Source organism: Streptoverticillium olivoreticuli subsp. olivoreticuli (assembly GCF_003391135.1).
Lineage (GTDB): Bacteria > Actinomycetota > Actinomycetes > Streptomycetales > Streptomycetaceae > Streptomyces > Streptomyces blastmyceticus.
Window position 1 is genome coordinate 4726454 of the sequence record NZ_CP031455.1, and the last position, 18058, is coordinate 4744511.

The 18058-nt window shown below is 71.0% G+C and carries 15 protein-coding genes; 6 read left to right on the forward strand and 9 right to left on the reverse strand.

The window, feature by feature from the left end:
- The first annotated feature begins 132 nt into the window (after nt 1-132).
- Nucleotides 133-981 (forward strand): C40 family peptidase, encoded by an 849-nt coding sequence (locus DXZ73_RS20690; protein ID WP_116212573.1) that lies wholly within the window; start codon nt 133-135, stop codon nt 979-981.
- A gap of 259 nt (nt 982-1240) precedes the next feature.
- Here the strand turns inward: DXZ73_RS20690 and DXZ73_RS20695 are convergent, their stop codons facing one another.
- The 5 genes from DXZ73_RS20695 to DXZ73_RS20715 all read right to left on the reverse strand — a co-directional run bounded on the left by DXZ73_RS20695 (nt 1241) and on the right by DXZ73_RS20715 (nt 7297).
- Nucleotides 1241-2524 (reverse strand): geranylgeranyl reductase family protein, encoded by a 1284-nt coding sequence (locus tag DXZ73_RS20695; RefSeq protein WP_116212575.1) that lies wholly within the window; start codon nt 2522-2524, stop codon nt 1241-1243.
- Nucleotides 2525-2622: 98 nt separating this feature from the next.
- Entirely contained in the window at nt 2623-3321 is a 699-nt protein-coding gene (locus DXZ73_RS20700; protein ID WP_116215738.1) for a demethylmenaquinone methyltransferase, read from the reverse strand.
- A gap of 495 nt (nt 3322-3816) precedes the next feature.
- The gene (locus DXZ73_RS20705; RefSeq protein WP_116212577.1) at nt 3817-4464 is read right to left on the reverse strand and encodes an amidohydrolase family protein; all 648 of its coding nucleotides are present in this window, start codon (nt 4462-4464) and stop codon (nt 3817-3819) included.
- A gap of 9 nt (nt 4465-4473) precedes the next feature.
- Nucleotides 4474-5670 (reverse strand): cyclic dehypoxanthinyl futalosine synthase, encoded by a 1197-nt coding sequence (gene mqnC, locus DXZ73_RS20710; RefSeq protein ID WP_116212579.1) that lies wholly within the window; start codon nt 5668-5670, stop codon nt 4474-4476.
- 91 nt (nt 5671-5761) lie between these two features.
- Nucleotides 5762-7297 (reverse strand): serine/threonine-protein kinase, encoded by a 1536-nt coding sequence (locus tag DXZ73_RS20715; RefSeq protein WP_116212581.1) that lies wholly within the window; start codon nt 7295-7297, stop codon nt 5762-5764.
- A 163-nt stretch (nt 7298-7460) separates the two neighbouring features.
- Between DXZ73_RS20715 and DXZ73_RS20720 the strand changes: the two genes are divergently transcribed.
- Complete coding sequence (locus tag DXZ73_RS20720; RefSeq protein ID WP_116212583.1) at nt 7461-8573, forward strand: alpha/beta hydrolase; 1113 nt, start codon at nt 7461-7463, stop codon at nt 8571-8573.
- A gap of 81 nt (nt 8574-8654) precedes the next feature.
- On the opposite strand, the gene DXZ73_RS20725 is transcribed toward DXZ73_RS20720, so the two are convergent.
- Nucleotides 8655-9518: a menaquinone biosynthetic enzyme MqnA/MqnD family protein gene (locus tag DXZ73_RS20725; protein ID WP_116212585.1), complete on the reverse strand. Its 864-nt coding sequence runs from the start codon at nt 9516-9518 to the stop codon at nt 8655-8657.
- A 284-nt stretch (nt 9519-9802) separates the two neighbouring features.
- Between DXZ73_RS20725 and DXZ73_RS20730 the strand changes: the two genes are divergently transcribed.
- From DXZ73_RS20730 to DXZ73_RS20740, 3 genes are all read left to right on the forward strand, one after another.
- Nucleotides 9803-10006, forward strand: coding sequence for a cold-shock protein (locus DXZ73_RS20730; RefSeq protein ID WP_030067036.1), 204 nt, complete (start codon nt 9803-9805; stop codon nt 10004-10006).
- A 232-nt stretch (nt 10007-10238) separates the two neighbouring features.
- Nucleotides 10239-11276: an AraC family transcriptional regulator gene (locus DXZ73_RS20735; RefSeq protein ID WP_116212587.1), complete on the forward strand. Its 1038-nt coding sequence runs from the start codon at nt 10239-10241 to the stop codon at nt 11274-11276.
- Between the two features lie 84 nt (nt 11277-11360).
- Nucleotides 11361-12515, forward strand: coding sequence for a lipase family protein (locus DXZ73_RS20740; RefSeq protein ID WP_116212589.1), 1155 nt, complete (start codon nt 11361-11363; stop codon nt 12513-12515).
- Nucleotides 12516-12848: 333 nt separating this feature from the next.
- On the opposite strand, the gene DXZ73_RS20745 is transcribed toward DXZ73_RS20740, so the two are convergent.
- Nucleotides 12849-14747, reverse strand: coding sequence for an AMP-dependent synthetase/ligase (locus tag DXZ73_RS20745; protein WP_116212591.1), 1899 nt, complete (start codon nt 14745-14747; stop codon nt 12849-12851).
- Nucleotides 14748-14968: 221 nt separating this feature from the next.
- On the opposite strand from DXZ73_RS20745, the gene DXZ73_RS20750 reads away from it, so the two are divergent.
- On the forward strand, nt 14969-15745 hold the full coding sequence (locus DXZ73_RS20750; RefSeq protein WP_116212593.1) for a hypothetical protein: 777 nt from the start codon (nt 14969-14971) through the stop codon (nt 15743-15745).
- Nucleotides 15746-15775: 30 nt separating this feature from the next.
- Here the strand turns inward: DXZ73_RS20750 and DXZ73_RS20755 are convergent, their stop codons facing one another.
- On the reverse strand, nt 15776-16402 hold the full coding sequence (locus tag DXZ73_RS20755; protein WP_116212595.1) for a TetR/AcrR family transcriptional regulator: 627 nt from the start codon (nt 16400-16402) through the stop codon (nt 15776-15778).
- Nucleotides 16403-16582: 180 nt separating this feature from the next.
- Nucleotides 16583-17908 (reverse strand): dicarboxylate/amino acid:cation symporter, encoded by a 1326-nt coding sequence (locus tag DXZ73_RS20760; RefSeq protein WP_116212597.1) that lies wholly within the window; start codon nt 17906-17908, stop codon nt 16583-16585.
- Nucleotides 17909-18058 lie beyond the last annotated feature (150 nt).

The window sequence follows — 18058 nt, forward strand, 5'->3', positions numbered from 1 at the left end:
ACGCCCGGCACACCCGGGGACGCCGTGACTCCACCGTGATCAAATGTCCGAATTCTCGGCGCGCGCATGCCAATTGTGGCGCACGTCACTTTTATTGAACTCAACCTGCGCGGCCTGATAGTCCGTTGTCCCATGTCCCCGAACGCGCATATAACCAGCCACCGGAAGCCCCGCCGTACGGCCACCCAGTCGTGGGTCGTGCGCACGGGTGTTGCCGGTGGCGTCCTCAGCACCCTGGCCGTGGCCGGCGCCGGTTCCGCCACCGCCGTCGAGAAGCCCACCGAGGCCACGATGGAGATGCCGGCGATCAACGCGACGATCTCCTCCTCCATCGCGCAGAGCGCCGCTGCCACCCAGCAGACCGCCTTCGGCTACCAGGAGAGCGCGCAGCAGGACAAGGCCGACGACACGGCCAAGGACGCCTCCAAGCAGGCCAAGGACGAGGCCCAGCGCATCGCCGACGCCGCGGAGAAGAAGGCCGCCGCGGAGAAGGAGAAGCGCGAGCAGGACGAGGCCCGCGCCTCCCGCGCCACCGAGCGCAAGAGCCTCAGCGCCAAGTCCGCCACGGGCTCCTCGGACGAGGCCGCCTCCGCCGCGTCGTCGTCCTCCTCGACGTCGACCGGCACCGGCAGCTCGGCCACGCTGATCTCCTTCCTCCAGGCGCAGCTGGGCAAGGCCTACGTGATGGGCGCCACCGGCTCGTCCTCGTACGACTGCTCCGGCCTGGTGATGGCCGCGTACAACCAGATCGGCATCAGCCTGCCGCGTGTCTCGCAGGACCAGTCGACCGCCGGTACGCAGGTCTCGCTGAGCAACCTCCAGCCCGGCGACATCCTCTACTGGGGCTCCGCGGGCAGCGCCTACCACGTCGCCGTCTACGTCGGCGGCGGCAAGTTCATCGGCGCGCAGAACCCCAGCGCCGGTGTGGTCGAGCGCGACCTCAGCTACGACATGCCCACGGGTGCCGTCCGCGTCATGTGACGCGCGCTCCCGCACACGGACGCACGACGAAGGGCCGCCACTCCCCACCGCTCGGGGAAGGCGGCCCTTTCGCATAACCGGTCGCTCGTACAAGGACCGCCCGCCGTACGGGGGCTGTGGCGCACGGCGGGCGGTTGCTTGCCTGATTTCTTCCGCAAAGCGGACACGCCGAAACGGCATGAAAGTTACCCGAAAGGGTGAAACTCACTCGTTTGTCACGAGCGCGTCCGTCATGCAGGCGTCGTCATGACGGCGTCCGTCATGAACGCGGGGCCACCTTGCTCAGGCCGTTGATGATCCGGTCCATGGCGTCGCCGCCCGTGGGGTCGGTCAGGTTCGCCAGCATCTTCAGCGTGAACTTCATCAGCATCGGGTGCGTCAGGCCGCGCTGCGTGGCGATCTGCATGACCTTCGGGTTGCCGATGAGCTTCACGAAGGCGCGGCCGAGCGTGTAGTAGCCGCCGTAGGTGTCCTTGAGGATCTTCGGGTAGCGCTGGAGGGCGAGCTCGCGCTGGGCGTACGAGGCGCGGGCGTGGGCCTGGACGATGACGTCCGCGGCGATCTGGCCGGACTCCATGGCGTAGGCGATGCCCTCGCCGTTGAACGGGTTGACCAGCCCGCCCGCGTCACCGACCAGCAGCAGGCCGCGCGTGTAGTGCGGCTGGCGGTTGAAGGCCATCGGGAGGGCGGCGCCACGGATGGGGCCCGTCATGTTCTCCGGGGTGTAGCCCCAGTCCTCGGGCATCGAGGCGCACCACGCCTTGAGGACCTCGCGCCAGTCCAGCTCCTTGAAGGAGTCGGAGGTGTTGAGGACGCCGAGGCCGACGTTGCTCGTGCCGTCGCCCATGCCGAAGATCCAGCCGTAGCCGGGCAGCAGCCGGTCCTGCGGGCCGCGCCGGTCCCACAGCTCCAGCCACGACTCCAGGTAGTCGTCGTCGTGGCGGGGCGAGGTGAAGTACGTGCGGACCGCCACGCCCATCGGGCGGTCCTCGCGCCGGTGCAGGCCCATCGCCAGCGACAGGCGCGTGGAGTTGCCGTCGGCGGCGACGACGAGCGGGGCGTGGAAGGTGACCGGGGTCTTGTCCTCGCCGAGCTTGGCGTGCACACCGGTGATCCGGCCCGTGCGGTCGTCGATGATCGGCGCGCCGACGTTGCACCGCTCGTGGAGCCGGGCGCCCGCCTTCTCCGCGTTCCGCGCGAGCTGCTCGTCGAAGTCGTCGCGCTTGCGGACGAGTCCGTAGTCGGGGAAGGAGGCGAGTTCCGGCCAGTCCAGCTGGAGGCGGACGCCGCCGCCGATGATGCGCAGGCCCTTGTTGCGCAGCCAGCCCGCCTCTTCCGAGATGTCGATGCCCATCGACACGAGCTGCTTGGTGGCGCGCGGCGTCAGCCCGTCACCGCACACCTTCTCGCGCGGGAACGACGTCTTCTCCAGCAGCAGCACGTCCAGCCCGGCCTTGGCCAGGTGGTACGCGGTGGTGGAGCCGGCCGGGCCTGCACCGACGACGATCACGTCGGCGGTGTGTGCGGTGGGGGACTCGGTCACGGTCGGCTCTCCCGATTCGACGGAGGGTTGGATGCGTCGAGTCTATGAGCCGGGCGCCGGAAGCCGTCCGGCCGGGGCGGGCGTTGCCCGCCCACCGCTCACCCCAGGCGCTTCGTACCGCGGTGCAGGGCCACCACGCCGCCCGTCAGATTGCGCCAGGCCACGTCCGACCAGCCCGCGCCCTTCAGCCGCGCCGCCAGCGCCGGCTGGTCGGGCCACTCGCGGATCGACTCGGCGAGATAGACGTACGCGTCCGGGCTGCTGCTCACGGCCCGCGCGATCGGCGGCAGGGCGCGCATCAGGTACTCCGTGTAGACCGTGCGGAACGGCTCCCACGTCGGCTGGCTGAACTCACAGACCACCACGCGCCCGCCGGGCTTGGTCACCCGCAGCATCTCGCGCAGCGCCGTGTCGGTCTCCCGCACGTTGCGCAGCCCGAAGGAAATGGTGACGGCGTCGAACACGCCGTCCGCGAAGGGCAGTCGGGTCGCGTCACCGGCGGTGAGCGGGAGCCACGGGTTGCGCTTCTTGCCCTCGCGCAGCATGCCGACGGAGAAGTCGCACGGCACGACGTACGCGCCCGCCGCGACGAACGGCATGGAGGAGGTGCCCGTACCGGCCGCGAGGTCAAGCACCTTCTCCCCCGGGCGCGCGTTCACGGCCTGTGCGACGGCCTTGCGCCACAGGCGGGCCTGGCCGAGCGACAGCACGTCGTTGGTCAGGTCGTATTTCGCCGCCACGTCGTCGAACATCGCGGCGACTTCGTGCGGCTGCTTGTCCAGGGATGCTCGGGTCACGTACCCCATTGTTCACCGCCCGCCTCCGGCAGGGCACGCGGGGCACGGTGCGGGTCCGTTGCCGCCTGCGGCGGGCTTTTCCCCACCCCGCCCCTTCCCGAACTGGGGCTCCGCCCCAGACCCCGAAGCACGCTTCGCGCGCTGTCCTCAAACGCCGGACAGGCTGAAATCAGCCCGTCCGGCGATTGAGGACGCGCCCGCAGGGCGCTGGGGGTCCGGGGTCTCCCCGGTTTCGGGAAGGGGCGGGGCAGGGGAACAAAGCCCACCGGACCCGGGCACAGGGCGGAGCCCCTGGAAACCTGGACGGGGGCGGCTCGCCGGCGGCTTGCGCCGGCGACGTGGTTCCCGGGGACCCCCGCTCCCCGGAACCGCTGGGAACCCCCCGGTCCCACCGCCCCCGCGCTTCTCATCCTGAAGGGTGAAAACGGAAGATCCACGTCCGTTAACGCCGCCCTGACGTGCGGCGCAACCGCTTTTACGGATCACTGACGCGCGTCAGCGCGCCCGGTACACCAGCCGCCCGCCGAGCACCGTGGCCACACAGGCCCCCGCGCCCCGCACCGCGAGCGCGGCGACGTCCCGTACGTCGAAGACCGCGAAGTCCGCCCGCGCGCCCGGTGCGAGCGTGCCCGCGAACGCCGTGTCCGGCGCGGTGCCTTCGGGCAGGGCGGCCAGCGGGTCCAGGCCCGCCGGTCCGGGTGGCACGGGGCGCCGCACCTGGGCCAGCCCCGCCCGCGCCACGGCCAGCCGCACGGACGCCCGGGTGAAGGGGCCGACCACCGCGGTCGTGCCGTGCCGCAGCATCCGCTGGGCACCGCGCCGGGCGGAGCCGCCCCAGCGGGCGTCGTCCAGGCCGAGCGCCGTCAGCCGGTCCCCGGTCAGCGGCTCCTCGCCGAGCTCGGCGGCCTCGCGCGGGTCGGGGTGGTAGGCGGCCTCCAGCAGCGCGGCCGCCTGGGTGTTGACGAGCCCGGGCGTGAGCACGCCGGGCCAGCTGCGGGTGCGGGCCAGCGGATGCGCGGCGGCCACGTCGTCGTACGCCCCGACGGCCGCGATCCGGTCGCCCTCCACGGCGACGGCCCCGCCGGGCAGCGGGGCCGCGCCGGGGCCGGTGACCAGCAGCTCGGCGGAGTGGATGGTCAGCATGACCGCGGGTCAGCTGGTCGCGACGATCTTCAGCTCGGGGTGTGCGGTGCCGCCCTCGATCGCCGTGGACGACAGGTGCGAGACCACCCGGTCGTCGACCGGGTCGTCCGCCGGGTCCTCATGCACCACCAGGTGCTCGTACGTCGTCGCACGCTGCGCAGGCACCCGCCCCGCCTTGCGGATGAGGTCGATGATCTCCATACGGTTGGAGCGATGCTTCGCACCCGCCGAGGAGACGACGTTCTCCTCCAGCATGATCGAACCCAGGTCGTCCGCGCCGTAGTGCAACGACAGCTGGCCGACCTCCTTGCCCGTCGTCAGCCACGACCCCTGGATATGCGCCACGTTGTCCAGGAACAGACGGGCCACCGCGATGATCCGCAGGTACTCGAACAACGTCGCCTGCGTACGGCCCTTCAGATGGTTGTTCTCCGGCTGGTACGTGTACGGAATGAACGCACGGAAACCACCCGTACGGTCCTGCACCTCACGGATCATCCGCAGGTGCTCGATCCGCTCCGCGTTCGTCTCACCCGTACCCATCAGCATCGTGGACGTCGACTCCACACCCAGGCCGTGGGCGAGCTCCATGATCTCCAGCCACCGCTCGCCCGACTCCTTCAGCGGAGCGATCGCCGTCCGCGGCCGCGCCGGGAGCAGCTCCGCACCCGCGCCCGCGAAGGAGTCCAGGCCCGCGGCGTGGATACGGCGGATCGCCTCCTCCGCGCTCACCCCGGAGATCCGCGCCATGTGGTCCACCTCGGACGCACCCAGGGAGTGGATCACCAGCTGCGGGAACGCCTTCTTGATCGCCGCGAAGTGCTCCTCGTAGTACTCCACGCCGTAATCCGGGTGGTGCCCGCCCTGGAACATGATCTGGGTGCCGCCCAGCTCGACGGTCTCCGCGCAGCGGCGCAGGATGTCGTCCAGACCACGCGTCCACACCTTGTCACTCTTCGGCGGGGCATAGAACGCACAGAACTTGCACGCCGTCACACACGAGTTCGTGTAATTGATGTTCCGCTCGATGATGTACGTCGCGATGTGCTCCACACCCGCATACCGCCTACGACGCACGGCATCGGCCGCCGCACCCAGAGCATGCAACGGCGCGGAGCGATACAGATCGAGAGCCTCCTCCGGAGAGATCCGGCCACCGGCAGCGGCACGGTCGAGGACGGACTGAAGGTCGGCGTTCTCGGTCACCGGGCGTCCCTTCGGAGGGGGTTTGACACGACCGATCCAGCGTACGCCAGCCCTGTGACACGGCTGATGGCGGCCGCCGTCACCGGTCCTGTCACTGCCCGCTCCTGGTGAGCGTCGCCGTGGGCCTGCCCCCGGCCGCGTCCTCGGAGGCGTAGGCGAGCCGGTCGCCGCCGGTGAGGGTGAACGTGATCTTCGAGGTGTTGCCCGTGCAGCCGAGCGCCGGGGTGCCGTCGCTGACCTCTTCCAGGGTGAGCTCGGTGGTGGTGGCCGAGAGGAGCTTGGCCTTGCTGTGGCACTCCAGGACGTTCAGCGCGGAGTACGTCGTGCGGACCACGTACGCGCCGGTGCCGCCACCGGAGACGGCGGCGGTCACCGTGCCGTTGGGGGTGCCGTCGGACTGACGGATGTCACCGGTCCAGGTGCCGAGGAACTCCTTCGGTACGGATGAGGCGGCGGCCCCGCCCGTCGCGGAGGTGGCGGGCTTCGTGCTGCTCGCCTTGCTGTTGCCGTTGCTGGGCAGCAGGTAGACGAGCGCCGCGGCTGTCGCGGCAAGCGCGACGGTGACGAGGGCGAGTGTGCGGCGCCGGTGGCGCGGGCGCGGCTCGCCGCTGCCACGGTGCGGGGCATCGAGCCCGGAGGGGAGCCGGGGGATCTCCCCCGGCTCGGCAAGGGTCGGGGTCGGGGTCGGGGTCGGGGAAAAACCGTCCGCTTCCAGATCCAGGAGCTCCACCGCCCGGCGCGTCACCCGTTCCAGCAGTGGTGCCGGCAGCCATCCGCTCCGGACCAGGCCGCGCGCGCCCTCCCCCGGGGCCAGGCGGCGGGCCAGGTCCGCCGGGGCGGGGCGGTCCGCCGGGGACTTCGCCAGGCAGGACTCGATCAGCAGGCGCAGCTCGCCCGTGAGGGCCGGGCCGAGCACCGGCGGCTCGTGGACGACGCGGTAGAGGAGGCCCGCGGAGTTGTCGCCGGGGAACGGCGGCTCGCCCGTGGCCGCGTAGGCGAGGACCGCCCCGTAGGAGAACACGTCCGCCGCGGCCGTCACCTCCGCCCCGAGGATCTGCTCGGGTGCCATGTAGCCGGGCGAGCCGACGGACACCCCGGTCTCGGTGAGGGCCGCCGTCGCGTCCGACGCGCGGGCGATGCCGAAGTCGATCAGCCGGGGGCCGTCCAGGGAGAGCAGCACGTTCGACGGCTTGACGTCCCGGTGGACCAGGCCCAGCGCGTGCACCGCCGCGAGCGCCTCCGCCAGGCCCGCGCCCAGGGCCCGTACGGTCGGCTCCGGCTGGGCGCCGGTCTCCAGGACGGCTTCCGTGAGCGAGGGGCCCGCGACATAGCCGGTCGCCACCCAGGGAACGGCGGCGTCGGGGTCGGCGTCCAGCACGGGCGCGGTCCACTGCCGTCCGTCCGGCCGGGCGTCCCCGGCCACCCGCCGGGCCGCCGCCACCTCGCGCCGGAAACGCGCCCGGAACTGCTCGTCGAGGGCGAAGTGCGGGTGCACGACCTTGACCGCGACCGTGCGGCCGCCGGCGCTGCGCCCCAGGTAGACCAGGCCCATGCCGCCCGCCCCGAGCCGCCCCAGCAGCCGGTACGCGCCGATGACCTGCGGATCTTCCGCACGCAGTGGCTGCATCGGGTCTTTCGCCTCCCCCGGTGGGGGACCGACGACCCCGCGTTTGAGCCTATGACTCAATTCACGGGGTGTCCCAGGAACCCCGGAGCCGGATTTACCCATCCACCAGGACGGAACAAACCGTCATGTCCTTCGGGGCAGCAGCATCATCCGGAGCGACGAGATGACGCACTCATCCAATGGGGCCTACCGGTCCCAGGGCCACCGCCGGGCAGGCCGCGCCAAACGATGGATCATCGTGGTGGCGTCCATAGCCGTGCTCGGGCTGATCGCCTGGCCCGTCATGACCTATTTCGAGATCCCGCCCTTCACCGACAAGGGCAAGCCGGTCAGCTTCGGCTCGGTGCCGAGCGGCGGCGGGCAGGCCGGCGGCACCGGCGGCGAGCAGCCCGCGAACTCCAAGGTGTCGATGCCCACCGGCCCGGACGCGGGCTTCAAGATCGCCAGCACGCTGGGCAACGGCACGCACGTCGGCGTCGTCTCCTACGACGGCAAGAAGTCCGGCTTCAAGGGCAAGGTCTGGGTGTGGGCGCCCAAGGAGTACGAGGACCCGAAGTTCGCCAAGAGCGGCTTCCCCGTGCTGATCGCGCTCCCCGGCGGCCCCGGCTTCCCGGCCAACTACTGGATGGACGACAGCCTGAAGCTGGAGTCGTCGATCTCCAAGTGGTACTCCGAGGGCAAGAGCAAGCCGTTCCTCCTCGCGATGCCGGTCCTCAACCCCAAGCCGGACGACGGCGGGCTCTACTGGGACGGCAGTGACATCCCCGGCCAGCCGAAGATGGGCACGTGGCTCACCGAGGACGTCCCGGACCTGATGAAGCAGAACTTCCGGACGATCAAGTCGCGCGACGGCTGGGCGTTCATGGGCTCCTCCTCCGGCGGCTTCTCGGGCCTGAAGGCCGTGCTCAAGCACCCGGACAAGTTCAAGGCCGTGATCGCCTCCGGCCCGGACATCGTCCCGGACTCCCCGCTGTGGAAGGGCCACGAGCAGGAGAAGAACGAGAACAACCCCGAGCTGCTGGCCAAGGCGCTGATCGCCGCCAACAAGCCGGGGCAGGACGTCTACCTCGCGTTCCAGTACGGGACGAAGGAGAAGAGCGTCATCCCGAAGGTGGACCAGTTCATCAGGACGTACGGCAACAAGGGACCGATCCACACCCGCCTGCAGGTGATCCAGGGCGGCGAGCACAATGCCAAGACCTACGTGGAAGGCATGGGCGAAGGCAGCATCCAGTGGATCAGTGAGCAGATGGAAGGCCCCGTGCCCTCCTCCTGACCCGCCCGCCGGGCCCCGGCTGTTCCACCGGGACCCGGCCGCCCGTCACCCGCTTCGAAGCCCTGACCCCGATTCCGGGGGTCAGGGCTTCAGCAGTTCCACCCGGACGTCGGCGGGGAAGCCCGTCGTCGGGCCGGTGCGGCGGGCGAACTCGGTGACGCCCGCGAGCTGGTCCGGCCCGAAGCGGAAGTCGAGGGTCGTGAAGTAGCGCTCCAGCAGCTCCGCGTCGAACGCCTCCCAGCGCGCGGCCTGCTCGGCGACCTTGCCCACCTCTTCGAGCGAGACGTCCCGGGAGGCGAGGAACGCCTCGTGGACGTCGGCGACGATGTGCGGCGCGCGGGCCAGGTAGTCCTTGCGCACGGCCCACACCGCGAAGACGAACGGCAGCCCCGTCCAGTCCTTCCACATCTGCCCCAGGTCGTGGACCTCCAGGCCGAGCCGCGGCGCGTCGTGCAGCGAGGCCCGCAGCGCGGCGTCCCCGATCAGCACGGCGGCGTCCGCCTCCTGCATCATCAGGCTCAGGTCGGGCGGGCAGGTGTAGTAGTCGGGCCGCACGCCGTACTGCTCGGCGAGCAGCAGCTGCGCGAGGCGCACCGACGTGCGCGAGGTGGAGCCGAGCGCGACCCGGGCGCCGTCCAGCTCGCCCAGCGGCACCTGCGAGACGATCACGCAGGACATCACCGGGCCGTCGCAGCCGACGGCGATGTCGGGCAGGGCCACCAGATCGTCGGCGTTCCGCAGGAACTCGACGAGGGTGACGGGCCCGATGTCCAGATCGCCGCGGACCAGCCGCTCGCTGAGCTTCTCCGGGGTGTCCTTGGTCAGGTCCAGGTCGAGCAGCGTGCCCGTGCGGGCGAGCCCCCAGTAGAGGGGCAGGCAGTTGAGGAACTGGATATGGCCGACGCGGGGGCGGCCGCTGCGCCGGTCCGAGGCTGAATTGTCCACATCCGGAGGCTAGCCCCGCGCCGCCGTGAAGGGTGTGGCGGGGGGCCTGTCGGCAGGTGCCCGACCGTCGATCTTTTCCGGCTGCGACACCCGGAAAACCATCCAACAGCGTGATCTTCCACTCTTTCGCAGCAAGAACCTCGCGTGCTAGGCTCGCCGCAAGTTGCAGTTTGGTTTCCCTTGCAGTACAGAGCCTGCGGAGCATGTGACCCCGCAGGCTTTTGTAGTTTTCAGACTTCTCGCAGGTTCTGGAGCAGGGCAACCCTTTGGCCCAAGGAGGGCTTATGGCTACCGGAACCGTGAAGTGGTTCAACGCTGAAAAGGGCTTTGGCTTCATCGCCCAGGACGGCGGGGGCCCCGACGTCTTCGTCCACTACTCCGCGATCAACGCCGCTGGCTTCCGCTCCCTCGAGGAGAACCAGCAGGTCACCTTCGACGTCACGCAGGGCCCGAAGGGTCCGCAGGCGGAGAACGTCACCCCGGCCTAGTCTTCGGATCTGCTGATCCGACGGCTTGACCGTCCGACCGATCGCGGTCGCTTGCAGTACCCAAGGAGCCTTGTCCGCTTCCGTTTCGACGGAAGCGGACGGGGCTCCTGCTTTTTACCCTCCTGCCCTGATTCTTTCGATTCAGCTTTTCTTTTGCACCTTTTCTTTCGTTTCTGTTCACACTGATGTCTTCGGCATGCTCGCAATCCCCGAACCGGCTTGAATTGATCCCATGAGCCGCACGATCACCGTGCACCACGTCAAGGCCGCTCTCGGCGGAGCCCGACGGCTCGGCATCGACACCGTTTCCCTGCTGAACAGCGCGCTGATCCCGCCCCCCGTCCTCGCCGACGAAGGGGCCCGGGTCACCCCCGAGCAGTTCACCCGGCTGATCAAGGAGCTGCGGCGGGCCACCGGCGACGAGTTCCTCGGGCTCGGCCGCTCCCCCAGCAGACCCGGCACGTTCGCGATGATGTGCTACGCCTGCGCCGGCTGCCGCGACCTCGGCACGGCCATGGAGCGCGGGATCCGCTTCTACGGCCTCTTCCCCGGCGGCCCCGACCTCGCGCTCGAACACCGGCCCGGGGAAGTCGTGTTCACGGTCCGCAGCGACCTGCGCGACATCCCCGAGAGCCGCTTCCTCGCCGAGTCCCTGATGGTCGTCTGGCACCGGCTGGCCGGCTGGCTGATCGGCCGCCGGATCGCCCTGCGCTGGGCGGAGTTCGCCCACCCCGCCCCGCCGTACGCCCGGGAGTACGACCTCCTCTTCGGCTGCCCCGTCCGCTTCGGCGCGCCCCGCACCCGCGCCGGGTTCGACCCCTGCTGGCTCGGCGCCCCCGTCGTACAGGACGAGGCGAGCCTGGAGGCCCTGCTCCGGCACGCGCCCGCCGGCCTGCTCAGCCGCCGCGAGTACGGGACGACGGTCGCCGAACAGGTGCGGCACTCGCTCGCGCGGGCGATGCGCGAGGGCCGGACCGTCCGGCTGCCGGAAGTGGCGCAGACAGCGGCCCGGCTGGCGGTGAGCCCGGCGACGCTGCGGCGGCGGCTGAAGGACGAGGGCACCTCGTACCGGAAGCTGAAGGACCAGGTCCGGCGGGAGGCCGCGGTGCGCAGCCTGGCGGAGGGGCGGGAGCCGATCGCCGAGCTGGCGGCGCGGCTGGGCTTCTCCGAGGACACCGCCTTCCACCGGGCGTTCCGCCGCTGGACGGGCACCACCCCCGGCGCGTACCGCCTCCTGGAGCGCCGGGGGCGGCCGGGTCAGCAAAGCTGAGCTCCCCGGTCACCGCCTTGCTGACCCCCGCGTCACTACGGTCGCATCGACCGGCCCGGTACCACCGACAGTCAGGAGTGCCGTATGCACCTGCGATCCACCGCCCTCGCCACGGTCGCCGCGCTGGCCTTCTCGCTCGGCCTCTCGGGCACGGGCGCCGCGGCGGACGGGCCCGCCGCGGCGGCCCCCGGCGACGTCCTCAGCTCCGCGCCCACGTCCTTCCACCCGCTGCCCTTCCAGCCCACCAACACCAGGGCCTGGCACATCACTTACCGCTCCACCACCGCCAAGGGCGCGCCCAATGTCGTCTCCGGCACCGTGATCGTGCCCCAGGACGGCAGAACGGGGCCTCGCCCGCTGGTCTCCTACGCGGTGGGCACCGTGGGGCTCGCCGACAAGTGCGCCCCCTCGGCGGGCTTCCCCTACGGCACCACGGTGGAGGCCAACCTCATCCAGCAACTCACCCTGCGCGGCTGGGCGGTCGCCGTCACCGACTACGAAGGGCTGGGCACGCCCGGCGACCACACCTACATCGTCGGCCGGGCCGAGGGCCAGGCCGTCCTCGACGCGGCGCGCGCCGCGCTGCGCCTGCCGGAGGCGGGGCTCGCCAAGGACTCGCCCGTGGGCGTCATGGGCTACTCCCAGGGCGGCCACGCCGGCAGCTGGGCCGCCGAACTGCACGACTCGTACGCCCCGGAGCTCAACCTCAAGGGCACCGCCACCGGTGGCGTCCCCGCCGACCTGCTCAAGACCGCCGACCACAACAACGGCAACATCGGTGCGGGCTTCATCCTCATGGCGGCCATCGGCCAGAACGCGGCCTACCCCGAGCTCCGGCTCGACACGTACCTCAACGACCGGGGGCGGCACCTCGTCGACTACCTGAAGAACAACTGCGTCGCCGCCAACACGGCCGCCGGGCTCTTCGAGCGGATCTCCGACGTCACGGTCAGGAACCCGCTGTACGAGCCGGACTGGCAGCGCGTCCTGCGCGCCTCGAACCTCGGCTCGCACGCACCCGACCGGCCCGTCTACCTCTATCACGGGGTGATCGACGAGCTGATCCCGTACGCGATCGGGCAACAGCTGCGCGCGGACTGGTGCGCGAAGGGTGTGCCGGTGGAGTGGCATGCGCTGCCGCTGGGCGAGCATGTCCTGGGCGCGATCACGGAATCGATCCCGGCGGCGAACTGGCTGGCGCGGCGCTTTGCGGGCGAACCGGCCGGGAGTAACTGCTAGCTCCGCTCCGGACCCCCGGTCGGGTGCGGCCCTGCGGGCGGCTTGTTCCCCAGCCCCGCCCCTTCCCGAAACCGGGGAGACCCCGGACCCCCAGCGCCCTGCGGGCGCGTCCTCAATCGCCGGACGGGCTGGATTTTCCAGCCCGTCCGGCGATTGAGGACAAGCGGCGAAGCCGCTTTCGGGGTCTGGGGCGAAGCCCCAGTTCGGGAAGGGGCGGGGTGGGGAACAAACCGCCGGGCCGCACCCGGGCACGGGTCCGGGGCGGAGCCCCGGCCTCGGCGGAGCCGAGCATCAGACGCTGCGGGAAGGGGCGGGGCTGGGGAAAGGCCCGCGTCAGCGCTCGTACAACGCCTCCACCTCGCTCACGAAGTCCCGGGCGATCACCGCCCGGCGAAGTTTCAGGGACGGCGTCAAGTGCCCCGACTCCTCCGTGAAATCCACCGGGAGCACCGCGAACCGCCGGATCGACTCCGCCCGTGAGACGAGGGAGTTCGCGTCGTCCACCGCCCCCTGGAGCTCGGCGAGGAGCTCCGGGTCCCGCACCAGGTCCTCCATCGGCACCGCGGATTTCCCCCGCATCCGCACCCAGTGCGCCAGACCGTCCGCCTCGAGCGTCAGCAGCGCCGTGATGTAGGGGCGGTTGTCGCCCTGGACGACGCACTGGCCGACCAGCGGGTGCGCCCGCAGCCGGTCCTCCAGGGGCGCGGGGGCGACGTTCTTGCCGCCGGAGGTGACGATCAGTTCCTTCTTGCGGCCGGTGATGGTGAGGTAGCCGTCCTCGTCGAGCGCGCCCAGGTCGCCGGTGGCGAACCAGTCGCCGGGCGACGCGGGGACGGCCTCGCCGAGCGCGGCGTCCCAGTACCCGGAGAACACCTGCCCGCCGCGCAGCAGCACCTCCCCGTCGTCGGCTATCCGTACGGCGCTGCCGGGCAGCGGCCAGCCGACCGTGCCGAGGCGAGGGCGCAGCGGCGGGGTGACGGTGACCGCGGCGGTGGTCTCGGTCAGGCCGTAGCCCTCGAAGACCTCGATGCCCGCGCCCGCGCAGAAGGCGGCGAGGCGGTGGCCGAGCGGCGAGCCGCCGCTGAGGACGTAGCGGACCTCGCCGCCGAGCGCGGCCCGGATGCGGCGGTAGACGAGCGGGTCGTAGAGGGCGCGGGCCGCCCGCAGGGCCGGGCCCGGTCCTGGGCCGGTGCCGTGCCGGCGGGCCTCCTCGGCCTCGCCGTAGCGCGTGGCGATCCGGGCGGCCCGGTCGAAGGAGGCGGCGCGGCCGAGCCGCTCGGCGGTGGCGCGGCCGGTGTTGTAGACCTTCTCCAGGACATAGGGGATGGCGAGCAGGAACGTCGGCCGGAAGGCCGCGAGGTCGGCGAGGAGGTCGTCGGTCCGGATGGAGGGCGCGTGGCCCACCCGTACGCGCGCCCGCATGCAGGCCACGGCGACGGTCCGCCCGAAGATGTGGGAGAGCGGCAGGAAGAGGAGGGTGGCGGCCGGGGCCTTGGCGGTCGCCTTGAAGAGGGGGTGGAGCAGCTCGGTGGAGCTGTCCGCCTCGGTGAAGAAGTTGCCGTGGGTGAGGACGCAGCCCTTGGGGCGGCCGGTGGTGCCCGAGGTGTAGATGAGGGTGGCGACGTCCGCGGGGGTGCGGGTGGCGCGGGCCCCGGTGACGGCCGAGGCGGGTAACTCCCGTCCGGCGGCCATGAGCGCGCCGATCGCCCCGGCGTCGAAGCGCCACAGGTGGGCCAGGTCCGGCAGGTCCGCGCGGACGCCCTCGACCAGCCGCTCCTGGGCCGCGCCCTCGACGACGCACGCGGTGGCCCCGGAGTCCCGGAGGATCCAGCGGACCTGGTGGGCGGAGGAGGTGGGGTAGACGGGGACGCCGACCAGCCCGGCGGCCCAGGCCGCGAAGTCCAGGAGCGTCCACTCGTAGGTCGTACGGGCCATGATGGCGAGCCGGTCGCCGGGCCGCAGGCCGTGCGCGATCAGGCCCTTGGCGGTGGCGAGGACCTCCGCGGCGAAGGTGGCGGCGGTGACGTCGCGCCAGGTCCCGTCGGGCTGTCTGCGGCTGAGCACGGGGTCGGCGGGGGCCGCGGCGGCGTTGTCGAACGGGAGGTCCCCGAGGGAGCCGCTGGACACGGGCGGGGCGAGCGGCGGCACGGCGGCCTCGCGGACGACGCCGCGCACCAGCGTCGTCCGGGGCGGGTGGGGTACGGAGGGGGCTGCGCTGTGCGGTTCGGACACGTGCGGCTCCTGTTCCTGGCCGGCAAACGGACCTGCTCAGCGGTAAATCGCGGCCAATCTACGCCTCGGGGCCCATGCGCTCCAGACCTTCTCTAGTCCTTACGGCCAGCACAGCCCTGCCCGTTTTGCCGATACGTGTACGGGTGTGCCCGAAATAACTTTTTTGGTGTCGGGTCGCCGCACGGGCGGCACACAGAACTCCGTAAGGAGCTCGGAGCCACATGAACACCACCACTCGCACCGTACTTCGCACCGCCATAGCCACCACCGTCCTCGCGGGCGCCGTAGCGGTTCCCACCGCGGCGTTCGCCGCGGACGCGGCGCCGAGCGCGACGGGCAGCGCGCAGCCGGCGGGGAAGACCGTCGACATCGGCGGCGGCATGGAGGCCGAGATCAAGGACGGCAAGGCGTACCTCAAGGAGATCGGCAGCGGCAAGGTCTTCGCGGTGCTCTCGAAGGGCCAGACCTACACCGACGGCATCTACGTGCACTTCGACGGCCAGAACGTGACCGCGAAGACGCAGGGCGACGACAAGAAGAAGCAGGACGACAAGAAAGACGACAAGAAGGGCGAGTCCTCCCGCACGGTGAAGCTGAACGACGGGAAGTACGCCGTCGTCACCAAGCTCGGCGACGGCTCCTACAAGGCCGTCGTCACCGGCCCGGACGGCTTCGCCTTCGGCACGCTCACCGCGGGCTCCCCCTCCGTCACCCTCGACGGCGGTCTGAAGGTCACCCTCGACCAGAAGACCGGCAAGATCACCCAGACCACCGTCAAGAGCCGCAACGGCGAGGCCGCCCGCGATGCCTCCGCGAAGGACGCGGCCGTCAAGACGCCGGACACCAAGAAGCTGCCCAAGGGCGGTGTCGCCGCGGGCGAGGCGCCCGAGAAGCGTTCGGACACCGACCCCGGGCTGATCGGCGGCGCGCTCGCGGCGGCCGGTGTCCTCGGTGGCGCGGGCCTGCTCGCCGCCCGCCGCCGCAAGGGCGAGCGCTGAGCCCTGCGGCACACGGGGGCGGAGCGGAACCTATGAACGGGCGGGCGCCCAGCGCCGCCCGTTCATCAGGTTGTCCAGCCCCGCCCAGGCGAAGTTCATCAGCGTCTCCGCCGTGTCCCGCTCGGCCGGGGCCACGTCCGTGCGGCCATTGGTCCACCCGGCGAGCGACTCGGCGGCGCCCACGAGCGCGTGGGCCAGCCCGGACGCCTCCTGCCAGGGCAGCGGGGCGTCACAGCCGTTCTCCGCGGCCGTCGCCACGATCAGCTGGGTGACGACGTCGACGAGCTCCTGCCGCAGCGCGGCCACTTCGAGCGCGAACGGCTCCCCGTGCGTACGGGCCTGGCAGTGCAGGACGGCCCAGCCGTCGGGGTGCGCGGCCGTGTGCGCGAAGAACCCTCGGAGCCCGTTCCACAGCCGCCGGTCGGCGGGCGCGTCCGGGTCGACCCCTTCGCGCACGGCCAGGATCAGCGCCTCGGCCTCGCGCCGTATGCAGGCGCTGAAGAGCTCTTCCTTCGAGTTCAGATAGAGGTAGACCAGCGGCTTGGACGCGCCGGCGACCTCGGCGATCTCGTCCATCGACGCCGCGCGGTAGCCACGGCGTGCGAAGACCTCCACGGCGGCGTCGAGCATCTGGCGCTCGCGCACCGCGCGCGGCATGCGCTTGATCCTGCCTTTCGGCTTCGTTCCGGCCTCAGCAGCGTCGATCTGTGCAGCATTCACGACAAACGTCCCTCCGCCCCCGTAACGTTACCGGCAGGTAATGTTACGGGGAGGAGGGACGCCGAGGAGGGAAGATCCGGCCGAAACAGCCGGACCGAAAGGTTTAGGCCACCTTCATCAGGCCGCGGCGACGGGCACCGGAGCGGGCTGCTCGACCTGATCCAGCGGCGAGGCCGTCGCCGAGTCGTACGCCTCGCGGTCGAGGATCTTCTCCCGCGAGGCCACGATGATCGGGATCACCGACTGGCCGGCGACGTTCGTCGCGGTGCGCATCATGTCCACGATCGGGTCGATGGCGAGCAGCAGACCCACGCCCTCCATCGGCAGGCCGAGCGTCGAGAGCGTCAGGGTCAGCATCACGGTGGCACCGGTCAGACCGGCCGTGGCCGCGGAGCCGACGACGGAGACGAAGGCGATCAGGATGTAGTCCCGGACGTCCAGGTGCACATCGAAGACCTGCGCCACGAAGATCGCGGCGATCGCCGGGTAGATCGAGGCGCAGCCGTCCATCTTGGTCGTCGACCCGAAGGGCACCGCGAAGCTCGCGTACTCCTTGGGCACGCCCAGGCGTTCGGTGACCTTCTGCGTCAGCGGCATCGTGCCCACGGAGGAGCGGGAGACGAAAGCCAGCTGAATGGCGGGCCAGGCACCCTTGAAGAACTGCAGCGGGTTGACCTTGGCGACGGTGGCCAGCAGCAGCGGGTAGACGCCGAACAGCACGATGGCGCAGCCGACGTAGATGTCGGCGGTGAACGTCGCGTACTTCCCGATCAGGTCCCAGCCGTAGGTGGCGATGGCCGTGCCGACCAGGCCCAGGCTGCCGAGCGGGGCGAGCCGGATGACCCACCAGAGCACCTTCTGGAGCAGCTCCAGGGCGGCCTGGCTGAAGTCGAGCACGGGCTTGGCCTTGGCGCCGACCTGGAGGATCGCGATGCCCGCGACCACGGCCATGAAGACGATCTGCATGACTTCGAGCTTGCTGAACGGCGTGATGACGTCGGTCGGGATGATCCCGGTGAGGAAGTCCAGCCAGGAGCCGTGCTTCTTGGGCATCTTGCCGTCGGCCGCGGTGAGGCCGGTGCCGGAGCCGGGGTCGGTGAGCAGGCCGATCGCCAGGCCGATGACGACCGCGATCAGCGACGTGATCATGAACCACATCAGCGTGCGGGTCGCCAGCCGGGCGGCGTTGGAGACGTTCCGCAGATTGGTGATCGACACCAGGATGGCGAAGAACACCAGCGGGGCGATCACCACCATCAGCAACTGGACGAAGATGTCGCCGATCTTGCCGAGGGTGACCTCCAGCCAGTGGATGTCACCGCTCTTGGCGGCCCAGCCGAGGAGGGCGCCGAGCACGAGACCGAGCAGGATCTGGCCCCAGAACGGGACCTTGGGTATGCGCCCGCGCAGGGACGCCTGGGACGACACGGGTGTCGAGGACAACGGAAGCTCCGGAAGTCAAGAAAAAGGGCGTGGGCGCCAGGGAGGTCCGTACGTGCTGCGGGATCTCCGGCCGGGTCGACATACGTCAGCGGCGGCAACAGGCCGCGGAGACACAGCGGCAAAGATCGACGTGCAGGCGCGCCACGAGCG